The 17,326-nt window shown below is 60.7% G+C and carries 18 protein-coding genes and 1 tRNA gene; 2 read left to right on the top strand and 17 right to left on the bottom strand.

The window, feature by feature from the left end:
* Positions 1-115: 115 nt before the first annotated feature.
* The 15 genes from JYG32_RS07655 to JYG32_RS07585 all read right to left on the bottom strand — a co-directional run bounded on the left by JYG32_RS07655 (position 116) and on the right by JYG32_RS07585 (position 11,725).
* Entirely contained in the window at positions 116-778 is a 663-nt protein-coding gene (locus JYG32_RS07655; protein WP_213265192.1) for a head decoration protein, read from the bottom strand.
* 109 nt (positions 779-887) lie between these two features.
* Positions 888-1,844, bottom strand: coding sequence for a hypothetical protein (locus JYG32_RS07650; RefSeq protein WP_213265191.1), 957 nt, complete (start codon positions 1,842-1,844; stop codon positions 888-890).
* Between the two features lie 171 nt (positions 1,845-2,015).
* A complete protein-coding gene (locus JYG32_RS07645; RefSeq protein ID WP_213265190.1) occupies positions 2,016-2,723 on the bottom strand; it encodes a hypothetical protein in 708 nt (235 codons plus the stop codon).
* Between the two features lie 10 nt (positions 2,724-2,733).
* Complete coding sequence (locus tag JYG32_RS07640; protein ID WP_213265401.1) at positions 2,734-3,105, bottom strand: single-stranded DNA-binding protein; 372 nt, start codon at positions 3,103-3,105, stop codon at positions 2,734-2,736.
* Between the two features lie 124 nt (positions 3,106-3,229).
* Positions 3,230-3,718 carry a hypothetical protein gene (locus JYG32_RS07635; RefSeq protein ID WP_213265189.1) on the bottom strand — a complete coding sequence of 163 codons (489 nt, stop codon included), beginning with the start codon at positions 3,716-3,718 and terminating at the stop codon, positions 3,230-3,232.
* A complete protein-coding gene (locus JYG32_RS07630) occupies positions 3,715-6,105 on the bottom strand; it encodes an AAA family ATPase (RefSeq protein ID WP_213265188.1) in 2,391 nt (796 codons plus the stop codon). The genes JYG32_RS07635 and JYG32_RS07630 overlap by 4 nt, the downstream gene beginning before the upstream one ends.
* The gene (locus tag JYG32_RS07625) at positions 6,105-6,506 is read right to left on the bottom strand and encodes a hypothetical protein (RefSeq protein ID WP_213265187.1); all 402 of its coding nucleotides are present in this window, start codon (positions 6,504-6,506) and stop codon (positions 6,105-6,107) included. Before JYG32_RS07625 ends, JYG32_RS07630 begins: the two co-directional genes overlap by 1 nt.
* Entirely contained in the window at positions 6,499-6,711 is a 213-nt protein-coding gene (locus JYG32_RS07620; RefSeq protein WP_213265186.1) for a hypothetical protein, read from the bottom strand. Before JYG32_RS07620 ends, JYG32_RS07625 begins: the two co-directional genes overlap by 8 nt.
* Complete coding sequence (locus JYG32_RS07615; protein WP_213265185.1) at positions 6,704-7,003, bottom strand: hypothetical protein; 300 nt, start codon at positions 7,001-7,003, stop codon at positions 6,704-6,706. Before JYG32_RS07615 ends, JYG32_RS07620 begins: the two co-directional genes overlap by 8 nt.
* Positions 7,004-7,340: 337 nt before the next feature.
* On the bottom strand, positions 7,341-7,604 hold the full coding sequence (locus tag JYG32_RS07610; protein ID WP_175887506.1) for an XRE family transcriptional regulator: 264 nt from the start codon (positions 7,602-7,604) through the stop codon (positions 7,341-7,343).
* 150 nt (positions 7,605-7,754) lie between these two features.
* Complete coding sequence (locus JYG32_RS07605) at positions 7,755-7,991, bottom strand: transcriptional coactivator p15/PC4 family protein (RefSeq protein ID WP_213265184.1); 237 nt, start codon at positions 7,989-7,991, stop codon at positions 7,755-7,757.
* Positions 7,988-8,704, bottom strand: a complete 717-nt coding sequence (locus JYG32_RS07600) for a Rha family transcriptional regulator (RefSeq protein WP_213265183.1) — start codon at positions 8,702-8,704, stop codon at positions 7,988-7,990. Before JYG32_RS07600 ends, JYG32_RS07605 begins: the two co-directional genes overlap by 4 nt.
* Entirely contained in the window at positions 8,701-8,910 is a 210-nt protein-coding gene (locus tag JYG32_RS07595; protein ID WP_213265182.1) for a DNA-binding protein, read from the bottom strand. The genes JYG32_RS07600 and JYG32_RS07595 overlap by 4 nt, the downstream gene beginning before the upstream one ends.
* 174 nt (positions 8,911-9,084) lie before the next feature.
* The gene (locus tag JYG32_RS07590; protein ID WP_213265181.1) at positions 9,085-10,224 is read right to left on the bottom strand and encodes a hypothetical protein; all 1,140 of its coding nucleotides are present in this window, start codon (positions 10,222-10,224) and stop codon (positions 9,085-9,087) included.
* 133 nt (positions 10,225-10,357) lie between these two features.
* Complete coding sequence (locus JYG32_RS07585) at positions 10,358-11,725, bottom strand: tyrosine-type recombinase/integrase (RefSeq protein WP_213265180.1); 1,368 nt, start codon at positions 11,723-11,725, stop codon at positions 10,358-10,360.
* A 109-nt stretch (positions 11,726-11,834) separates the two neighbouring features.
* Here JYG32_RS07585 and JYG32_RS07580 point away from each other — a divergent pair.
* Together JYG32_RS07580 and JYG32_RS07575 are read left to right on the top strand one after the other, a co-directional pair.
* A tRNA-Ser gene (locus JYG32_RS07580) sits at positions 11,835-11,967 on the top strand.
* 500 nt (positions 11,968-12,467) lie between these two features.
* Entirely contained in the window at positions 12,468-13,436 is a 969-nt protein-coding gene (locus JYG32_RS07575) for a hypothetical protein (protein ID WP_213265400.1), read from the top strand.
* 35 nt (positions 13,437-13,471) lie between these two features.
* On the opposite strand, the gene JYG32_RS07570 is transcribed toward JYG32_RS07575, so the two are convergent.
* Complete coding sequence (locus tag JYG32_RS07570) at positions 13,472-15,166, bottom strand: NfrA family protein (protein ID WP_213265179.1); 1,695 nt, start codon at positions 15,164-15,166, stop codon at positions 13,472-13,474.
* Entirely contained in the window at positions 15,163-17,118 is a 1,956-nt protein-coding gene (locus tag JYG32_RS07565; protein WP_249744612.1) for a glycosyl transferase family protein, read from the bottom strand. Before JYG32_RS07565 ends, JYG32_RS07570 begins: the two co-directional genes overlap by 4 nt.
* Positions 17,119-17,326: the final 208 nt, after the last annotated feature.

Here is a 17,326-nt window from a genome sequence, read left to right as displayed (position 1 = left end):
CCCGCCGCGAGTTGGACCTGATCGACGAGAATCAGGAGAGGCTGCCCGCTTCCACGAGCGTCGGCAGATGCCGGTGTTTTTCTGAGTATGCCCACCGCCGGCCGGGGCTTCGCACTTACCGCCTAATCAGGCCTTGCTTCGCGAGTTGGTTGAGGGCTGTTGCCTGGTTTACGGGATTCATTGAGGGATCCCAGAGAAGTTCCGAGGCATTAAATTCGGCGTCCCGAGCCACAACTGCAGCATTCACGTCACCTTCGGATGCGTCAGCGATCCCGTAGAGAATGGCGACGGCGATCTGCGAGCCATCTGTTGCGGTCGATGTGACAGGGACATACTTCATGGATGGTGACGATGTCGCGACGGTCAGGGTGAAGCTGTCGGCCGGCGCGAATGCCGTTCCGCCTGCGGTGATCGTGAAGCTGATTCCACCAGCGCTGAACGGGGTGCCCGCGACTCCGTGGCCGATCTCGGCGCCAGCCGGCGAGGACACAACGAAGTGAGTAGCGTCGTCGAACTCGACGGTGAACACGCCCGGCGAAGTGCCCGTCGCGATAGTGATTGCGCCGATCGTTCCGTTACCGGTGTTCGTGCCGAGCGCCGCGGCGGTACCGATGGGATTGCCGCCGATCGTCTGCTGTCCGAGCACGGTGCCCGGATAGAGCTTTGCGCCGCCTGTGATGGTCACTCGATTCATTGAGCGGCGCCCTTCGCCTTGGGAGACGAGGAAGCCGCCAGCGTGCCATTGCTCATTGAGCGGGGGAATTGAAACGTAAGTCAAAGCTATGCTCCTTTAATGATCCGCGGTCGCACGATGATTCGGTGACTTCGTGGTGATGTGACTCATCACTTTCTTACCGATAAGATCGCGTGCCGGTGGACATCCATCCTTATTGCTCAGATGACTGTTGCGCATCGGTGACCGCCGCAGCCATATTCATTTCTTGAGCTTGCTTCCACGTCCGGAAACCGCTCGAATCGCCCTTGATTTCGTAGGGTTCGGCACGCGCCTCTTCCATAGTTTTCATTCGCAATGGCGGTTCTTGGGGTCCTTCCGGTCGTTCCGTACGGCCTCCCGGGCCGTCCCACGCGCCCTTTACGACATACGGCTTCGGGCGCTTGGCGAGCTGGACATACGGACGATGGCTGCGGGCCGCGATGAGGGCATCAGCGATCAGCTTCATCGTCTCGGCGATTTCGGATTCAGCCGATTCTGTATCGGCGTTGGTGATCGCGAGAAGGTTGGGGGCCGCATCGTAGTGCCCGGTTCCAGTGTTGACCCGCATGCAGCTTTCGAGGTCGGGCACGTATGCGCTGATGAGGAAATCGCTCGTTCGCGGCATCGGTACCAGGCGATTCAGCGCGCGCACCTGCGCATAGATCATCTGCACCTCCTCGACCTTGCTGCGCAGCGTCTCAGCCAGTTCGACTTGGAGGTCCTGCGCTGCCATGCTGGCCTCGACGCGCACATATCCGATCGCGAGGTCGATCTTGTTGTCGAGTTCGGGAGCGCGTGCCTCGAGCGCATCGAGACGCGCCCTCATGCGGCGAATGGAAAGATCCTTGTCGTCGATCGTGCCCGCGAGCTTCGCGATCTCTTTCTGCAGGGAGGGCAGCTTGGCGTCGTCGACCAACACGACATCTGCTTCGAGCGCAGCGAATTGTTGGCGCAGACCGGCAAGCTCCACCTCTGCCGCCACGATGTCAGCAGGGGCGCTGTTCACGGCGTCATCGAGCTTCTTGCGCTGATCGAGGAGCTCGCGCAGCTCACTCAATGTTTTGGCGTCGATCGACAGATCGAACTTCGGTGCGGGGACCGCGGCTGCGTTCTGGTTGGTGCGTTTCATAAATCCCTCTCGGTGTGGCGATCGCCGATGCCGGAAGAGGGCATCGGTTCGATTGCCGAGATGACGAGAGGGAGTCTAGATACGGTGAGAGCGGTGGCGCGACCGTACGGTCACCGTAGTGCGGATTGGAGGGCGAGGTTTGTTATAGGTGGCGACGCGCGCGTGCCGCGATTAACCGATACCACGAGGGATCCACGTGGCAGCAGTCACTTCTTCCTGGGGGCCAAGACCGTCCAGTATGTCTAGATGCTGCGGGTAGTGCTCGGTGAGCGCGTCTTTCGCACGCTCCCACGTCATATACCCTTCCTTAATCAAGTGCAGCACCAGGCCGGGGACCTCCCAAGTCGCGATATTGCGCGCGCCAAGCCGAGCCATTTTTCGGTATCGGGCAAGCTTTGGTCGACCACGAACGTCATTGAACATGGCCTTCAGAGTTTCTTGGTCGCGCCCTTCGGTCAGATACGGACCGAGAGCCGCGGCCAGCTGCGCGCTGATCGGCCCTTCGGATTCAGCGGTATCGAGCGGAGTTGACGCGTCACCAGGCGCAGTCGAGGCGCTGGAGTCATCGGCGTAGGTTTCCGGAGACGACGAATGAATTTGGATACCGACGCCTTTCCCCTGCAGCCACACATTCAGGTCGTATTGGCTGACGATGCATGAGTGTGCGGCGAGGCTGGCCTCGAGACCGGTGCGATGCATGGGCAAGCGCGTTTCCGGGTCGCGATAGACGATTTCGTTTGTGCAGACGGCGTCTTGAAGCGCAGCGAGATAGCAACGCTCGACGTCCGCGTGCGGATCATTGCTGTCGTCGGTAGCGTCAGCGGGGTAGAGCTCTGCAGCGATCGCCGCCGCGGCCTCCTTGAGCTTATAGAAGTTCATGTGCCCGCCCTCAAAGATCGTCGTCCGTGCCAGCCACCGGTTGCCCGTCCGACGCGGGTGGATGAACTGCCTTCCGCTTGCGCTGCACGTGGTACGCCGTCAGAAGCCCGTGAGCAACCATATCGAGCGCCGGCTTCACGGTGCCATTCTTGTCAGTCCAGACCTTTGGCGTGAGCGCGCCTGAGAGCGATACGCTATCCGCGTCTCCGAGAGCAAGCAATGCGGTCTGCACGTCGTCGTTGAACGCGATCACGTTCACGAACAGCGTTTCACCGTCGCCGGCAGTCGCGCGCACCTTGCAGGTCACGAATCGCTTTCCATTCTGTCCTGTCCCGATCTGGGCTTCGCCGTAGAGGCGGCCACTTACCAAGCCGTCGATCATCATTTACCCCCTGGTTGTATGTCGCGTCGAGCGGTGCTCTGCCGCATCCGCATATGATCCCATGCCGTCAAGCAGAGGAAGCTCCCCCTGGTCGCCGACCCGTAGCAGCGCGTGTTGATGGAGATCATCGATCGAATCTCCACGCTCGCCGGCTCGCTGCCTGCCTGGCTTCCGCTTCGATTCGAGCAACCCGAAGCCGCTCACGGAAGTGTGCAAGATCCGGGCGCAACGTCGAGGGAGGTTGGCGTTCGATTGCTCCGATGACGATGTCGTAATCATCGTCGGGCCAGCGCTCAAGCCGCGCGAGCTCGTCGACGACGTCGAATAGCTCCCGTTGCATCGATTGCAGCTGTTCCGGATCGAGGGCAGGCATCCACGGCAAATACAGGGCGCCATCCGAAGAGCACAACGCACCAATGCAGTCGGCCGGGATTTGCTGACCGCCATCCGTGGCGGCGAGCAGGTATGCCATGATCTCCGGCTTGCGCGCGGCGATCTCGGGCTTGATTGCTGCGATTGCATCGGGCGGCCCCTTCATTTTCACAACATCTCCCGCGACGCTCAGACGTATGCCCAGCGATCTGGCTTTGCTCAAAATCGCAACAATGCTCATACGTCGTCCTCCAGTTCGGCCGCCGCCGCAACATCACCGTCAAGTCCGCAGTCTAAGGAGGGCTGCGGACTTGATTGCGGAGTTGATTCCCTTGATGAGTAAGGGTTTGCCGTCAAGTCCGCAACTCCGCAATGATTTCCTGAGTGTACGGAGTTGACGGGGGATTGCGGACATGTGGCGACAATGCCGGCAACTCCGTCAACCGACTGCGGACTTGCGGACTTGGCTTCTGAGCCTTTCTGGATAAGGGATTCAACTCCGCAATCGTCTTTGCGGACTTGAATTCCTTGCGGACTTGAGACGATCTGCGACTGCGGAGTTGAATCACCGTACTTGGCGTCGTAATTATCCCAAATCCAGCCCCAATCCTTGCCATGCTTCACGGCCCGGATTTTATTGCCAGCCTTCACCTCGGCGGCCTTAGCAGCCTCCACCATGCGCCAGCTCACGCCTTCGGCCTGGGCCGCCGCTTTCATCTCCTTGGTGCTCATGAAAGGAGTTAGCCATTCGTAAAGCATGCAGCGCGCACGCTCGAACTTCGATTCGCGCTCGCTCTGCTCGTCGGTGTCCTGGTCATCGGCCTCCAGTTCGCGGAGGATCTCGCGCGCCGAGCCGTCGAGAGGTTCGCCCCATGCGATTCGGCTTGATGCGAGACCATCCTGAGCGTCGAGCGTTTCGATCGCATACTCGAACCCCCCGGAATCGCCGGCGATATTGCATTTCGACTTGGCGAAGATCCGGCGGTCGGACGTGTCATCCTTGCCGGCCACAAGAATCATCCGCGCGGCGGCGCCGAACGCCTGCGAGCCAAGAATGCGCTCGGTCGGCGATGAGCCCTTCGAGCCCTTCGAGAAGTGCGTGATACCGAGGATTGCGCAGCCGTGGGCAGCTCCGAGGTCGATCAGCGGCTGAAGCGATTTCCGAACATCGCCGGACTTGTGAGAGTCGCCGTTCACCACACTGATGATCGGATCGACGACAAGCATGCTTGCACCGCCAATCTGCTCGACGCGCTCGGCCAGAATGGGAACATCGCGGCTTGGATCGAATGGCTGGAGCCCGCCCGCCTCATTCGTGATCGACTCCACGAAGAAAACGCGCCTGAGATCAGCGCCGGCTGCCATGAGGCGAGGGACGAGCGTATCGGCGAGCCCGTCTTCTCCGGTCCAGATCAAAATGTTCCCCGGCGCTTTGCAGCGTGTACCGTCCGGCCACTCTGCGCCGTTGGAGATGGCAGACGACAGCGAAATGGCGATGGTCGTCTTTCCGCACCCAGGTTGCCCGGCGAGGATTGAGAGCTTGCCGGCAGGCAGCCAGCCAGGCCAGAGCCAGTGAATCGGCTCCGGCACAATGTCGGCCGCGCAGGACAGGTTGACGGTCGGCGCAGTGCGCTTCTTCGGAGCGGTGGCATCTTCCGGCGCAGTCGCCGCGTCGACGCAGCGTCGCACCGCCTCGAGCCCGGCGAGGCAGTACAGGTCATTGAAATCCGATGCGTGTCCAGGGCGGTCTTTACCGAAGTCAGGCACGGCCAGTAAGGCACCGATCGCGCGCGCTGCCTCGGTTGCCTTGCTCATGCCCGGATTACCGGCCGTCTCCGTGTCGTCATCAGCACAGAGCACGATGCGCAGCTCGGGATGTTTTTCGCGCCAGGCGCGCGCGACGTTCGGCAGGTTACCGGCGTTCATAGCCGCAGCGACGGGATAGCCGGTTGCTTCGTGAAGTGAGCAGGCCGTCGCATAGCCTTCGCAGATCAGCAGCGGTGTCTTGCCAGTCGGCTTGACTCCGACACTGACCGCGACGAAGCACCCGCTGATTCGGCCATCGGTCTGAAAGGCTTTGTGACCGTCCGGCCGGATGTATTGCGCGGAGTGGTGCTCGCCGTCAATGTCCTGCAGCTTGACGACAAGCTGATCGCGCAGTTGCTTAGCGCCGTAGGGTTTGATGCGCTTCGTGCGGACGTAGGCGTGGTCCGCATGAACGGTCCCGGCCTTCTCCCAAAGATTGCGAGCCTTGGTGGCCGCCTCCGCCTGGGCGCGTTGGTGGATCTCGGCGGCGGTAGCCGCTTCGCGATCACGTTCAACTCGGCGGCGTTCGCGCTCGTCGGCCGACAGCGCGGTCGTGGGCTCGCTTTCACGGTAGCCATGCTCGATCGCTCGTTTGAACAGACTGGCGATCGTGATGCCGCCCGAGCGAAACGATTTCCAGACCGATTTCGCATCGGCTTCGCTGTAGCTCGACGCCGAACGCGACCAGTCGTCCCAGAAGTCGAATCCAGCTTCGCCGAGCTCGGCCTTGATAGCCATACCCATCTGGACCCACGTATCGCGGTCATCTGCTGGCACGTGGCTTAGTGCCGCGCGGATACGTTCTTTTTCTGCAACGCTCATCAAACCTCCTCGAGCGTTGAGGACTGCTCAGGGATCCGTACACGACGAGATTTGCCTGCCGCGAGCTTCTCAGCCCTTCGAGTGCGGAGCACGGAATCCGACTCGCTTCCGATGTAGGCGAGATGGCCAATTGCCTCGAGCTCGCCGGCGATGCGATAAAGAAGTGCCGCTTGGTCGGCATCCTGGAGCTCGCCGCACTGCGGTTTGCCTTCGAAGCCACGGTCGCGCTCGATCAGACCACCAATCCCGGATATGTGTGAGCTGAGTGTCCACGCCGCGTGCGCAACTTCGCCTGAAGCACTGGACAGATACTCCAGCTCCTCATCAGTTGCTACGGTCGCATCGAAGCGGTCCCAAAAGAAGGTGAGCAGGCCGGCTGCATCAGGTTGTCTCTTAGACATGGTGAACCTCCATCTGAACGACTTTATCCATTGCGGCCACGTAGCTGCTCGCGATCTCTTGCCCGAGATTGGCCAGGTGATAGGCGTAGCAATCCGACTCCAGCTCGCTGCGGATCGCATGGAACATCGCTTCGAGTTGCTCGAGTTGCTGGAGGGTCGTCGACGCGAATGGTGCAGCCGGATGAACTGCTGCAACGTTAAACATGGGCCACCTCACCGTGAACGATTGCTGTAGCAATGCGACGTGCGAATGCGACATTGAAGGCAGTCCGGCGATCCTCATCGGAAGGCGCCGGCGCCAAGCCACCTAACAGGTTCGCGAAGCGGTGATCACGGAAGTCAGCCATGCTCCGCGCGGACTGCCCAAGCCAAAGCTCGGCTGCCCGAGATCCGGCACGAACGAAAATCGGAAATTGCAGGCTGGCGGCAACGGATTGTTCAGCGCCTGCCGAATCGCGCAGCGATGCGCGGACAATTTCGAGAATTGACGAGGTCATGCGCGCACCTCCGCAGCTTTACGGTCAGTGTGGGAGGCAGCTTCGATGCGACGCTTGAACGAACGTTCGAAGGCCGCGAGGCAATCGGCGTAGGAGGGGATGCGGCCGAGGCCGGCGACGAGATTGTCGAAAGTCGACCGACACCATTGGTTCGGGCGAGCCGTCGGGTGAGTCGCCAACCAGTTTTCAGCGGCACGGGTGCCGGCAATCGCAAACAGATCCGGGCTGACGTTCAGCGTCGGTTTCGCGTGTCGGCCGGTGCGCCAGGCGCTCGGTATAAGGTCGAACTGATCGACCGATTGGGTCGGGACGGTGGCGGTGAACGCCCCGCCGGCGGTTACTCGCTGTCCAGGTCGATCGTCGCGCCGACGTCGCGCATCCGATTCAAGATCCGGTCGAGTGTCTTCGCATCCAGCTCCAGCCGAGCCATCGCGAAGAACAAAATGTGCGGACTGATTTCGCGCGGAGTCTCTCCACCCGTGTACTTCCGCCATTGTCGCCCACCCTGCACGCCGAACAGATCCGCCATCTGCGCGCTGCTGAGCTGCAGGGTTTGCTTCAACTGCTCCAGATCGCTGGGAGTCGGTGGGGTATATCGCATGGGAGATAGGGCGGCCCAAGGCCTCCCAGAACGGGTACGTCATTTGTCGGATCCTCTCGGCTGTGGTGGGCCGCGCGAGAGCGCAGCCGCTGATGCACAAGGTAGGCCCAAAAGCCCTACATGTCAAGACCGATTTTTTTTGATTTGCCATCAGCGCATCCCCGCCGGATCGGCTGCTTGCGCAGCCAAGCGGAGTGCCTGCATGACTTCGCCGACCTGGTCGGGACGCAGCGAGACACCGGCACGGCCGGGTTTCCATTCGCCGTGTTCAGCGGCGAACCAGATCCGGAGATCAACGAGGACGCGGCCGCGGTACTCACCCACGGTTACGCGGAGGCGCTCCGAATCAGAGCGACGCAGGTCGAGGAATTCGGCGGAGTGGCTCATTGCGCGCCCCCGAGCAGACGGCCAGCCATAGAGGCGTATTCCTCCGCAGCCTGCTTGGCTGCGCGGTAGGCACCGCGGTGATCGTCGCCGGCGCCCATCGAACGCTGCAGCGACGCGCGGATTACCTCCTGCGTGGCCGTCAGGATTGCCCGCTTGGTTGGATTCAACGATCGGCGTTCGCCGGCTCGCAAGCCGCAAACCTTGTTGGCAAGCTTGTTGACATTGCAGTGGAACACTTCGTCACCGGCCACGCTCCCGGCCTCGTGCGCTCGCCGAGCCATCTCGGCCACCTCGTCGTGCAGGGCGTGGTAGCTCGGCAGATACACGCCGTCGTGGAGAGCCTGGCGGCTCCTGGCATCGCGGAACGCGATCACCAGGCGCAATTTCAACGCACGCACGCGATCAGTGTTCCGGCTGTAGGTCAGCAGCAAGTAGCACTGGTCTTCGTTCAGCAGCGCGTAGCGCTCGGGGCGGCCACCGAGCGAGCCGCGGGGAGGTTTCCCGGTTTCAAACCGGAAAACCCCTAGCGCTTCGAAGTCGCTCGAATAGCTCTCGAGCAACTCGCGCACGTGTTGATGAGAATTCCCCAAATGCTGGGCGAGTACTCGGCTGTCGACACGGGGCTCGCTGCGTGACTCGTTGAGGATGAGTGCGGTAAACTCGCGCTGTTCGACGGCGCTCGATTCGGCTTTGCTGGGTCGGGCGTTTTTCACTTGCGCCCCCCGTTCAGCAGCGATTGCAGGTCGGAGACTTTCCACGCCAGGCGCCCATTGATGCGCACCGGACGAATCGGGCCATTCTCGAGGCAGGCCCATTTGCGCAGGGTTTGCGGCTTGCGATTGATTACGGCGGCGGCTTCGTCGGTCGGCAGGACCTCGGGGAAGCCGACCCGGTTTGCCAGGGGATTGATTGTCTGCATAAGAAACACCCTTATCGTTGATGGTGTTTCCACTTCATTGCCGGGGAATTTCCCCGCCAAGCACAAATGAAAAAGCCAGCAAACCCTTATGGGCGCTGGCTCTCAGCATGATTCGTCAATGCCGGGGAATTGACGGGGAATGCGTTCCCCGGATTCCCCGCGTTCCTCGGAATATTACTTGGCCTTGCCGGCCCACCATTTCTTTCCTTGGAGCGCCTCGCGCTGAATCGTGTTCGGGTTGTCGATTCGTCCACGGGGCCCGTTGATGCCGCGTTTTTGCATCTCTTCCATGACGCGCTTCGAATAGCCCGCCAGGCTATCCCGGCAGCTATTCGTGGTGTCACGGTCAAAGCACTCGTCGGCTATTTCCCTTGCCTGCGCTTTCCACCCTTCGCCATTGGTTGCGGCTGCATTGGCTGTCAGCGCCTCGGTTGGTGGCGCTCCTGCTACTTCCCGTCCGACTGCGCGCGGAGCAATCAGTCCCTGGCTTTCAGCCCATGCGAGCCAGGGAACATCAAAGCCCTTTTTCGCCGCCCATTCGAGATAGTAGGCAGGTGGGTTCCGCGGCGGATGGTCGCCGCTGTCCAATATCGCCATCATCTGACTCAGCCTCACGGACATGTCGAGCAAATTCAGCGAGGTGAGTGGCATGTCGTCCGGAACGGCATCACTCGGATCGGGGGCAATCTCGCGCTGAAAGACATTTGCGTTACGCCAGCCGTCGAGACATACGAGCGAGCCATCTAGCCAGCGCGCGCTTACGATGGTGACGTCGGTTCCCGATTCATTAGCAAGTGCGAACCAGTCATGCTCCGGCTCAAGTCCGAGGAGCAGCGGCATGGCCTCGCGCGGTGTCCAGTTATCGCGTTTGAACCATTCATGAAGGTGCAGGGGGCGAGTAACCCCTTTCTCATGAAGATCAAGCAAACGGCGTTCGAATTCGTCGGTGCCTTTCCATGCAGCCGCACGGGCGCTTAGTTCGCGTTCGACGCTGTTGCTGAGCACAACACCCTCGGCAAGGAGTTGCGCGAGGTCCAGGGCGCTTACCAGCGCGTTCTGCACGTCGATGGTGGGCTGTTGCGCTGCGGGATCGTATAGCGTTAGGCGCGCCACCTTGCAAAGCACTTTAATCTGCTCATGAATTCGGTCCTCGGTTAGCAGCCGCGCGGCGTAGACTGGCGTGTATGCGGCCTCAGATGCTCCAATCCGTTCCAAGTACGAAATGGCGTCGTCTCGCGATGCATTATCCGGCCATTGCAGCCGAGCGAAATGTTCAGCGGCAGTCGCCAGTAGTATTAGATTGGTGTCGACCATTTGCGCCCTTCAAGCGCCCTTCGTTGGGATTCCCCCGCCGAGCCGGCGAAGGTGTCCGGCTCTTCGCCCGCTAAGACTAGGCGGGAGCAAACAGTGACGGCCGCACGCGATGGATGCGCGGCCGCTGAATTCATTACTTCACGGCCTGCAATCCCGGTTGCGGGCCGCTAGCCTCAAACACCACGCCCGCCTGTGCCAACATCCATCCCTCGATGCGTTCGTGCCATAAGCGTAGAAGGTCGAGCGGGCGCCGACGGTAGTGTTTTTCGGCGATCGCTGATGGTTTGTGGCCCTGAATTTGAGCCACTACACCGACCGGGCACTCCACCCACTCGGAAAGCGTGCCGAACGAACGCCGAAGGCCGTGTAGGCTCATGTGGGGTAGGCTCGCTGCCGCAAGCGCTTGATTGTGCGCTATGCGCGGCTCTGCGATTTTCCCGTCTGCCGATTTATTACTAGGGAACACCCAAGGGGAGGGCGACCACGATTCGCCTTTTGCGTTCAGCTCGCGCAATTGCCGAACATTCGGCGGGGTATTGTTCAAGCGCTGGAGTTCCCGCAGGACACTCGCGAGGTACGTGGTGAGTGGGATGACGCGGCCCGTTTCCGTCTCCACCTTGTCCGCAATGTGAAGGCTGCGCCACTGGAAGTCCACATTCTCCCAACGGAGCCCCGCCATCTCCTCGCGGCGCGCGCCGGTCAGTAGCAGGGCTTGCAGGTAGGCGCTGATGACCGGGTTTCTAATCTGGCGTACGGCTGCAAACCATGCGGGTAGCTGCTCGCGCTGCAGGCAATCACCTTTGGCATTGGTACGAGGTACGACAGCGCGTACGGCGCGCGATGCGTATGCGTTCGTCGGAACCAAACCCGCATATATCGGTTTGTCGTTGCACCAGCGGATGAAGGCCCTGAGTTTCCGGTAAGACTGCTCGGCATTCGTCGGACGCGTTTGCGATTCGGTTTCGAGCCATGCGGCAACGGTGTCGGCGGTCAGGTTTGACAGCTTCAACGACATAAGCGCGGCCATCGGACCCGCAACGGTTACACCTTTGCCGCGTTTTTTCGGCTCGCCGCCAGCGTGGGCCAGCCTCTCATGGTCGGCGTAGTGGCGCTCGCTCCACTTGCCCTGATTCGCCTTCAGATATTCGGCCCATGCTTCACCGACTGTAACGTCCTGCCGGAGCGCTTCCAGCCTGCGTTGCTCGGCGGCAGCCCGCTGCTCGGCGGCTTCCTCGCGAGGGTCTTTGCCGCTATCGGCCATACGCTTCAGGCGGCGAGCTTCGTCCCGCGCGTCATCAATCCCCCAATCCTTTGGCGCCCCTATCGTGACGCGAATAGTCGCTCCATTGAGCTTGCCTTGCCAGACATAGGTGCGAGTGCCGGCAACCGTTGCACGCAGACCAAGGCCGGTCGCCCCCGAATCCCAGATGAACGCTTGGGATTTATCGGGGGGGCAACTATGCCCGTTGACGCGCGCCGCCGTGAAGTTGACCTTAGCCATCGCCTCGTTTCTGTAAGACGGGTTGCGCATGCCGTCGCGCACCCCATGTAACCGTCATGTAACCCGATTCTAGGCAAATCAATCAATTCGGGTCAACATCACGGGACGGCCGGATTGGTCTGTCAGCCTTATCTGGCGATAGATTCACGGGATTTATGAAAATTGATCAACATCGATAAATGCCACCATTTTTCGGCCTTCTAAGCCGTAGGTCACACGTTCGAATCGTGTAGGGCGGGCCAATGTCCTCAAAGATGTCCGGGTTTTCCCATCGATCGTTGGTTGTTCGGCGCTGCTTCGTGTGACCGCCATGCAGCTCGATTTGATCAACGCGGGAGTCGGAGGCTATCGCGACGCGTATCGTTGGCTATCCGTACAAATGTTCGGCGATTCCAGAGCGCTGCATTTAGCCGACGGCCTCGCGGATCGTGCGCACCTCGAGGTGCTGGCGTATGCAAGATGGTCGCTAAGCTCGTGAACGCGCATGCACGACAAGATCGGCGCACTTGCCGCGCAATATCAGCGGATAGCCGCGGTTTTTCCATTGCGAGGAATGAGCGGCAACGAACTGCGTTTGTCTCTCGACAGCATCGCGGGGCAGCTTCTCCGGCACGGCGTTCGCGCGCCCGCATTAGATGTCGGCCTCGCGGCGCCGCGCATTGTGTTGCCGATATCGTCAGATAATTACCTTTTATTTTCGTCTAAAATCGCGCTTCTTCTTACTTTTGGACGGAAAGACGTTTTGAAAAAGCTGACGAAACATTTCTCGCGCACGGCCGTTGCCGCGTGCGTTGCTGTTGCCGGGCTGTTACCTTTATCGCAGTCCGCCCAGGCTCAGGTCGAACCTCTGAAGAATCCGGTCTACGGCGTGACGCTCGACGACCTGACCAACCTCGATGCGATCGTCGCGTCGCTGCAGAACCTGCCGTACCGGCCGACCGTGCGTGTCGTGTTCGATCCGGGTACGTCGGCCGCCGACTACTACGCACCGTTGTTGCGCCTGCACGCGGTCGCATACGTGATGGGCGAAGTCTACGATTCGTACTATTTCCCGACGGATCTCGCGACGTATAAAGCGAGAACGCAGGAGCTGGTGTCGCAGTTGAAGAACACCGTCGACGTGTGGGAGATCGCCAACGAAATCAACGGCGAATGGCTGCGCAACGACCCGAACGGCACGAACTCCGTGGTCAATTCGGAAGAACAGCAGATCGGCCAGATGGTCGCCGCGGCGAACACGATCGTGAAATCGAACGGCGGCAAGACAGCCATCACGCTGTACTACAACGATGACAGCAAGGGCAACAACTGCTGGGCGAAGCCCCAGGATTACTGGAAGACCTGGCCGACGACGTTCCTGCCGTCGACGGTTCGCCAGCAGGCCGACTACGCGCTGTTCAGCTACTACCCGTACCAGGATTGCCCGGGGCTGAATCCGTCGTGGAAGAACGATTTCGCGGCGCTCGAAAGCATTTTCCCGAACGCGAAGGTCGGCTTCGGCGAAATCGGTACCTCGGATACCGCCGCGCCGGCCTCGGTGCAGCAGAACCTGATCACAACCTATTACCCGATGGTCAACAGCATGACCGACCCGCGTTTCATCGGAGGTTTCTTCTGGTGGAACTACGTCGAAGAGATGCTCCCGTACTCGACGAGCTCCTACTTCCAGTTGCTGCGTCAAACGATCATCACGCTTAAATCGCCCAACTGATCGCGCCGTCCGCGCGCAAGCGTCAGCGTCGCTGGTTAGAACCACAATGTCGCGCGTACCACGAGACCACGTGCGCGTGCCGCTGACGTCAATGGAAACCTGTATTGCACCGTGACATCCAGATAGCTTGCCGGTGCGCTATACCTGCCTTCGCGAAACCAGTACCGAAACTGGATGCCGGGCCCCGCACCGATTGCGGTCTTGTCCGGCTGGCGGTTGTCGTGATCGCCGGCAACCGCGGCATGCGGGTAGACGGTCAGCCGGTCGCTGAGCATCGGCAGACGCCAGGTGTGTCCGTAACGCAACTCCGAATAGATGATGTATCGGCCTGCCTTGATGAAGTACGCACCTTCGACATAGGCCTGCCAGCTACGCCAGCTCGGTTCGGTGACCCTCAGGTCGGTGCCCGCTTCCGACGAATAGCCCAGGCGCATCAGCCAGTCCGTCATCGACAGGCTGCCGATGTGGAAAAGCCGCTCGGCGGTCATCACGACGTTCTGGTCGGGCAGCGGCTTGTAGCGCACCCCCACCGAACCCTGCACGGTCGGCATGCCGGTCACGTTGCCTGTCCCGTCGTATGCCGTGCCGTATCCGCGCACGAAGAACTGGAGAATGCGTCCGTTCTGGTAGCCGATCTTCGGTGGCTGCCAGTACGCCTCGATACCCGGCTGCAACACGCTGATGGTGCCTTGCGGACCGAACGCGGCCGACTGGTAGGGCGCGCTCAGCACGAAACCCCAGGTGCGCTGCAGTTGCTCGACTTCTCGCCGATAGCCGAACTTGTGTTGCGCATCGAAGGCGTGTTCGTTTTCATCGGCGTCGAGACTATGCTCGAACAGTTCAACGGACTGCTCGTTCAAGCCGATACGCTTGGCCGCATAGCCTGCGTCCGCGTAGTTCATCGCGTTGCCGGCCCCGCCGTCGAAACCCTCCTGGAATGCGTCGAGCGCCTCGCGATCCTTGTGTTCGCGCAGGAGGTCGTAGGCCTCCTGCAGCTTCTGTCGCGCGGTATTGTCCACGGGCGCTTGCGGCGGATCGACGGGCTGCCGTGCCTGCGCCGCGATCGACGCGGCCATCTTCCGCTCGCCGTCCGTCGACGCGTTGCTGGCTGCCAGGTCCGCCACGCGGATCGCGCTTTCGCGATCGCCCGACATCAGGCTCAACTGCGCGATACGTAACTGAATCACGGCCGATTGTTCGTCTGCCAGCGGTGCCAGCGCAACGCCGGCTTCATGCAGGCGATTGGCGGCGAGCGCGCTGTCCGACCACGCGAGACGCAGGTTGCGCTGCTGCTCCTTGCTCCATTTTCCGGTCGCGACGGCGGCCGAGAAGTCGCTGCACGCCACGTCGTAACGCATCTGCCTCTGTGCCAGGTAGCCATGCTCCGCCAGTACCGCCGCGCTTTTCGGAAAACGGGTTCTCAGCGATTCCACCATCGCGTCGGCTTCGTCGATTTTTCCTTCCCGCTTGAGTACATCGAGGAGCAGCAGCCCGAGTTGTTCGCTTCCGGGCTGAATCTTGAGGGCGCGCAGCGCATACTCTTCCGCGCGGGGCAGGTCGCCGGCGCTGATCGCCTTGTATGCGCCGTCGGCGAGCCGATAGGCTTTGGGGGCGAGCGGCCGCTCGGCGCATGCCGGAGCCTGCCAGGCCAACGACACGGCGATCGCCAATACGCTCAACCGGGCGCAGCGCTTGAAGCCGATCGTGATCGGGAGTCGCGAGCGTTTCATGCTTGTTCTCCCAACGGCTTTATCGCTACGGATGCCTGCGGCGTTGCTTCATCGCCGCCGCGGACTCGTGCGAGCTCGACAAAGCGCGAGTGTCGAGCGAGTTCGGCTGCAATCTCCATATCGCAGGCAATGAAATAGGCGACGTTCGTTTTGGCGCCGCGCCGCACGATGTCCTGTTCGTCTTTCGTGAGTGGCCGCCCGACCGCAACGTTCAGCGTGCCGTCGTCCGCAGTCGAAAACGGGACGGCCCGATACGCGTACTGCAGCTCGAATGCCAGCGAGTACGCGAAGTGGCCGACCGCCACATTGCCCAGGCTCACGCGGGGGAGATCCGCTTGCTCGGCGAGCGCATCCGCCAGCGATTCGGTGGATATCGCGCTATCTTCGACCAACAGTTCGCCCAGCCGTTTGCCGCATGTCAGTTGCTTCTCGAGGCTTTCCTGCAATTGCCCTGGTGTGACCACGCCCCAACCGACCAGGATCTCGCCAACCTTGCGGCGTGCTTTGCCAAGCGCTTCGTTGGACAGGTAGGTATGGCTGGTCTTGTCCCAGGCGATCGGCTTGCCGTTTGTCAGGTGGCCGATATAGATGCGCCACGCGCGACATACCGCATAGAAATTGATCAGGTTGTTGACGAGCATCCGCGGAATTGACAGCAGCCCCTGGACCGGACCATTCAGCTTGCTGACAAAGTAGTAGCGCTGCCCGGCGCGAGCAAGCAGCATGACGGTGTTCACCCAGAGCAGCGGATTGATCCAGTCGCCCACCATGACGAGCGAGGCGCTGACGGGGGCAACATGACCGAATTTATGAAGGGCGGCAATCGTGACGAAGTTGATCAGGACACCATAGGCAATCACCGAAAAAAGCGACGTAACGATACCCTTGCGGTCGTGGAAGAACATGTAGCGGGTGAGGAAATCGCCTTTCCAGCCGAGTTGCTCCCAGCCCTGAAAGGAGATGCCGAGGATCCAGCGTGCACGCTGCCGATAGGCGGTGCGAAATGTCTTTGGAAAATACTCGCGCGTGGCCAGCAGGTTTTGATTGGTGCCGCCATTTGCACGCTCGGCTCCCGCATCTTGTGCGATATTCGAAAGCGGAAAGCGGGCAAAGGTTTCCTTCATGCCCAGATCCCTCAACCGAAAGCTGAAGTCATAGTCCTCGGTCAGCGAACTGGTGTTGAACGGACAGCCGTCGCGTTCCTTCATTGCCGCTTCGATGGCGCGCCTGCTGTAGCAAGACGCAACGCCCGCACCCGGGACGATGCCGGTCAGGCGGGCTCGCGCCGGCATGTCCTTCTGGTGCGTCTCGCTGAAATCGTCCATATAGCATCCGGCCACGAACTCGTTCCATTTCCGCGGCAACGACAGAACCGGAAGCTGGACCAGGTCGCTGTCGGCAATGGCATGGCTGAGGTATTTGAGTTCGACTGGATGAATGACATCTTCGCAGTCGTGCATCACGACGCCCGCGAACTGAATACGATGCGTCGCTTCGTAGCGCAGAATGGCTTCGACGATCCAGTTCAGGCAGTCCGCCTTGCAGGTCGGCCCGTCGTTCATGACCGTCACGCGCGTCACCCGGCCTGGATACCGGCGGACCATCCGTTCGACCTCTGCCGTGGTTTCGGCGTCGTTGTGATAGGTTCCGACGAAGATGACATATCGCTCGTACTCGAGGGTCGCCAATGTGTTTTCAATCATTTTGGCGATCACGTCATATTCCTTCCAGGCCGGCACCATCAGCGCCAGATGGCGCTCTTCCTGCGCGCGCAGCATCGCGATATCGATAGTCTGCGATTTTTCGTGACGCAGAATTCGCCCGATCTCGCCTGACCAATAATAGACGTCCAACGTAAGGTCATCCAGCGTGCTTACCAAGATGACGATTGCGGTCACAATGGCAATAATGTCGAATGCATATAAATATGCAATCCATATTGTATTTTCCATCATTTTTCCGCGATTTTCTCTTATGGAGACGCGTCTCCCTCATACCGACGCTGGACGAATATGTTTCTCCATCCTCGTCGACCCCGTCACTTCCACTCCGTGGCTTGCGCCACGGAAACTGTATTCGCTCGTAAAAGGCTCGGTCAGACCCGGAGCCTTCCCGATGCGATCGCGTAACATCCTTAAAAATGCAACGTGTTCAGTGGAC

This window comes from Burkholderia pyrrocinia, assembly GCF_018417535.1.
Classification (GTDB): Bacteria; Pseudomonadota; Gammaproteobacteria; order Burkholderiales; family Burkholderiaceae; genus Burkholderia; species Burkholderia pyrrocinia_E.
This window is presented reverse-complemented; position numbering and strand designations above follow the sequence as displayed.

Bases quoted from the DNA above. Each gene is read 5' to 3' on its own strand.
- JYG32_RS07650 (WP_213265191.1), bottom strand. From the start codon at position 1,844: ATGAAACGCACCAACCAGAACGCAGCCGCGGTCCCCGCACCGAAGTTC.
- JYG32_RS07645 (WP_213265190.1), bottom strand. From the start codon at position 2,723: ATGAACTTCTATAAGCTCAAGGAGGCCGCGGCGGCGATCGCTGCAGAG.
- JYG32_RS07640 (WP_213265401.1), bottom strand. From the start codon at position 3,105: ATGATCGACGGCTTGGTAAGTGGCCGCCTCTACGGCGAAGCCCAGATC.
- JYG32_RS07635 (WP_213265189.1), bottom strand. From the start codon at position 3,718: ATGAGCATTGTTGCGATTTTGAGCAAAGCCAGATCGCTGGGCATACGT.
- JYG32_RS07630 (WP_213265188.1), bottom strand. From the start codon at position 6,105: ATGAGCGTTGCAGAAAAAGAACGTATCCGCGCGGCACTAAGCCACGTG.
- JYG32_RS07625 (WP_213265187.1), bottom strand. From the start codon at position 6,506: ATGTCTAAGAGACAACCTGATGCAGCCGGCCTGCTCACCTTCTTTTGG.
- JYG32_RS07620 (WP_213265186.1), bottom strand. From the start codon at position 6,711: ATGTTTAACGTTGCAGCAGTTCATCCGGCTGCACCATTCGCGTCGACG.
- JYG32_RS07615 (WP_213265185.1), bottom strand. From the start codon at position 7,003: ATGACCTCGTCAATTCTCGAAATTGTCCGCGCATCGCTGCGCGATTCG.
- JYG32_RS07610 (WP_175887506.1), bottom strand. From the start codon at position 7,604: ATGCGATATACCCCACCGACTCCCAGCGATCTGGAGCAGTTGAAGCAA.
- JYG32_RS07605 (WP_213265184.1), bottom strand. From the start codon at position 7,991: ATGAGCCACTCCGCCGAATTCCTCGACCTGCGTCGCTCTGATTCGGAG.
- JYG32_RS07595 (WP_213265182.1), bottom strand. From the start codon at position 8,910: ATGCAGACAATCAATCCCCTGGCAAACCGGGTCGGCTTCCCCGAGGTC.
- JYG32_RS07590 (WP_213265181.1), bottom strand. From the start codon at position 10,224: ATGGTCGACACCAATCTAATACTACTGGCGACTGCCGCTGAACATTTC.
- JYG32_RS07585 (WP_213265180.1), bottom strand. From the start codon at position 11,725: ATGGCTAAGGTCAACTTCACGGCGGCGCGCGTCAACGGGCATAGTTGC.
- JYG32_RS07570 (WP_213265179.1), bottom strand. From the start codon at position 15,166: ATGAAACGCTCGCGACTCCCGATCACGATCGGCTTCAAGCGCTGCGCC.
- JYG32_RS07565 (WP_249744612.1), bottom strand. From the start codon at position 17,118: ATGGAAAATACAATATGGATTGCATATTTATATGCATTCGACATTATT.